Genomic DNA, 3352 nt, shown 5'->3' on the forward strand with positions numbered 1-3352 from the left:
GGTCGCCCTGCGCCTGTATGTGCGGGCGCTGAAGGGCCGGGGCGTTCCGTTCATGACGGTCATCGACCATCGCGGCACCGTGTATCTTCAATGGATCGGCGACGCGCCGCATGAGCGCGAACCGGACCCGCTGGCCTTCACATGGTCAAAGGCTTTCCGCCTTGCAATCGGCGATCTGGACTCCGCCCATCCCGGCGAACACCGGAACCGTGTGCGACTTGATGCGGGCGAACCAAGCTGCCAGATGCCGTTCAGCCAAAGCTACGCCCTGCCCGGTCCGGACCCCTGACCGCGCCACCTTTCACGAAAATTCAAACTCCCCCGAAGCGCCCTCACAGGCGTCGCACCTGCTGGCGCGGCCAGCCTACATGTTGTCGGCCTTGGTCATGTGCTGGAAGAATTCTTCCTTACTGTTGGTACGCGGATAAGGCTCGGCGGGCACCGGCTTACCCAGGAAGGCGCAGAGTGGTTCCCAGCCATCCTTGGCCGAATGGACCAGAAGGCGCTCGGCGGGAATGGTCGCCTTCACTTCGGCTTCGTGCGCGTTGAAGGCGGCGATCAGGCTGTCCTTGTCTTTCGCGCCGCCAAAGCTGCGCTCCAGCACTTTTGTCACCATCTTGAACCATTCGGTCGCTTGCGGCGGCCATGTGTCCGGCGCCCAGACGGTGGCGAGAATGGTCTCGGATATGCTGCTGTACCAGCTCTCGGCGGAACGCGTCGAAAGGATGATCTTCGCGTCCGGATAGGCCTCGGCCGTCTCCTGCCAGAAGGCCGCGGTTGGCCAGTCCACGGCGGAATTGTACCCGTCATAGATGGCGCCGAAGTCTGGTGTGCCCGCCAGCGCAGCATTCCAGAGCGGAACCTGTGCCTCGCCATTCTCGATGACCTCGATCATGTGATGGCACGGCCCGAAGCCAAGTTGCTCGAGCGCCAGTTTGAGCGACATCGTGCCTGTGCGCCCGAAACCGGCGCTGATTACGGATAGTGTCATTGAATTTGTTCCCTTCACAGCCTTTCAGGCGTCCCTGCTGTTTCCATAGCATGACCATGAGGCGGGCGGTAACAAGAAATTTGCCTTGCAGGGCGAAGTCGATCAGGCGACCACCTGGGTCGGGACCGACAGCATGGATCCCATGCCGTCGAACTTCAGCTCGCCGGTCAGGTAAGGCAGCATCTTCTCGGCAATCAGGGGCTTGGTGAAGATATAGCCTTGGACCAGATGGCACCCGGCCGAGCGCACATGGTCCAGTTCCTCGCGGGTCTCCACGCCTTCCGCCACACAGGCAATCGACAGCGACCGGCAGAGGCGGCTGATCGTCCGGACAAGGCCAAAGCTTTTCTGATTGTGGTCGATTGACGAAATGAAGCTTCGATCGATCTTCACAATGTCGAATTCCAATTCCTGCAAGTACCGCAGGGACGAGAAGCCCGTGCCGAAATCATCCAGCGCGATCTTCACACCCAGTTCCCGGAATTTCAGCAGGTTGTTGTGAACTTCGGTGAAATCCGTCAGCAAAGAGGATTCGGTCACCTCAATCGAAATGCGCTGGCGCAGGCTCGGCGGCTGGCGGATCAGCATCGAGGCAAGCAGGTCCGTACACTGCCGGCTGTTCACATCCTGCGCAGACAGGTTCACCGCAATCCGCGCCGTTTCCGGCCAAACCTTCAGTTGGGCAATCACCTTGCGGAAGACTGCCAGAGTCATTTCCTGGGTCATGCCGGCTTTCTCGGCAATCGGCACGAACTCGCCCGGCGGCACCATACCAATTTCCGGACTGTCCCAGCGCGCCAGTGCCTCGCAACGCCGAATGGCCCCATCGCGCGTGTCGATGATCGGCTGGAAAACCAGATGAATTTCCTTGTCGAGATCCGCATTCTTGAAAGCTTGGTGCACAAGCACTTCGCGGCGTTTGCTGGCGGCATGATGAGACGAAAACTCGACCACGGGGCCGGACGTCGCTTCCTTGGCGCGGAACAGGGCAAAATCTGCCTGCTCAAGCAGGTCTTTTGCCGAGGCGACATCAAAGCTGCGCGAAGACATGCCGACCGAGGCCGATACGCGGCTGATATCTCCACTCGGCAGGACAACCGGGTGACTGATCGAAGCGACCAGTTCCAGCGAGAACTTCATGGCTTCCTCGCGCGATGTGTTCCACGGCAGGACGTACGCGAACTCATCTCCGCCAAGGCGCGCGACCGAACCACCATAGCGGGCCGCCGCTGCCTTCATGCGGTTTGCTGTTTCCACCAGCATGGCATCCCCTGCCGAATGTCCGAACACGTCATTCAAGGGCTTGAAGCCGTCCAGGTCGACCAGTCCGACAATCGGCAATTCCCCATTCGGGCTGCGCTCGAAGAAAAGGTTTATCTGCTCGAAGAAGCGGCGGCGGTTCGGCAGGCCGGTCAGGGTATCTGACAAGGCCAGGAAGCGATTGGATTCCGCCAGGCCCGATGCCCGCTCATTCTCAGAGACCAGCTCATTGTGCAGCATCACCGATTCCGCGATGCGCTGCTTGTAAGTCAGGGACACTTTCAGGAATGCCGCATACGACACCGCCATCGGCACGGCCATATAGCCATAGTAAAACGGATCATGGCGCACGAAGACGAAGCAGAATATCAGCAACGTCCCCGACAAGCCAGCTGCCACAATACGCGGGCGCGGCATTGAGCACATCATGCCAACCGGGCCGATCAGGCCGGTAAACAGAGCCAATTGCGCTTCCTGCCGACCGATCGCGTAGGGCCACAATAGAGCAATCCAGCCTCCGATGACCGCAAAGATGATCAGCGAGCCAATTTCTATCACCACGAAATCACGCTGGGCGCGCAGGGGATCTGTGAATTCAGCCTGTGAATCGCGCCAGTGATTGATCCGCAGGATACTCCCTACGATGAACAGGCATGGCAGGCCGAGTGTCAGGTATAACGGCGCATGGTTCAGGAAGCTCATCCCGAGCGACAGCGACGCGACACACAACATCGCGTAGAGCGCTGACAAATTTCTCGAAGTCGCGCGCATTTGCTCCATGACGACCGCTTCTTCGAGCGTTCGCGCGTTCTGGAGCATTGTACGGTAATGCTTGATGTCGGATATACTTCGCATATCAGCCTGTTCTGTTCTGCGGTAACCAATAGCGACAGTTCCATAAAGCCCGGTTTAGTGGGGAAATGATTCCACTACTTTCCATTAACCATGTCTTCATTCCCATTTCGGGCCATCAAGTTGCGTCTGGGCTCTTGCAATTCCCGCATTCGCTGGCAAACAGCATCACATGACCGACACGCTCCCAGACCGCCTCGCCCTTGATCCAGACAGCAAGTTTCACGATGCAGATTTGCTGCAACGCGA

The 3352-nt window shown here is 58.9% G+C and carries 3 protein-coding genes; 1 reads left to right on the forward strand and 2 read right to left on the reverse strand.

Annotation, left to right across the window (positions count from 1 at the left end):
- Positions 1–289, forward strand: a 289-nt coding sequence (locus B4F73_RS01405; protein ID WP_290482341.1) for a hypothetical protein, incomplete at its 5' end; no start/stop codon positions are given.
- 75 nt (positions 290–364) lie between these two features.
- On the opposite strand, the gene B4F73_RS01410 is transcribed toward B4F73_RS01405, so the two are convergent.
- Positions 365–991 carry a sulfotransferase family protein gene (locus B4F73_RS01410; protein ID WP_290482342.1) on the reverse strand — a complete coding sequence of 209 codons (627 nt, stop codon included), beginning with the start codon at positions 989–991 and terminating at the stop codon, positions 365–367.
- A gap of 102 nt (positions 992–1093) precedes the next feature.
- Positions 1094–3106: a putative bifunctional diguanylate cyclase/phosphodiesterase gene (locus tag B4F73_RS01415; RefSeq protein WP_290482343.1), complete on the reverse strand. Its 2013-nt coding sequence runs from the start codon at positions 3104–3106 to the stop codon at positions 1094–1096.
- Positions 3107–3352: the final 246 nt, after the last annotated feature.

The organism is Hyphomonas sp. UBA3601, from assembly GCF_002375605.1.
Lineage (GTDB): Bacteria > Pseudomonadota > Alphaproteobacteria > Caulobacterales > Hyphomonadaceae > Hyphomonas.

Coding starts and splice junctions, on each gene's coding strand:
- B4F73_RS01410 (WP_290482342.1), bottom strand. CDS start 991: ATGACACTATCCGTAATCAGCGCCGGTTTCGGGCGCACAGGCACGATG.
- B4F73_RS01415 (WP_290482343.1), bottom strand. CDS start 3,106: ATGCGAAGTATATCCGACATCAAGCATTACCGTACAATGCTCCAGAAC.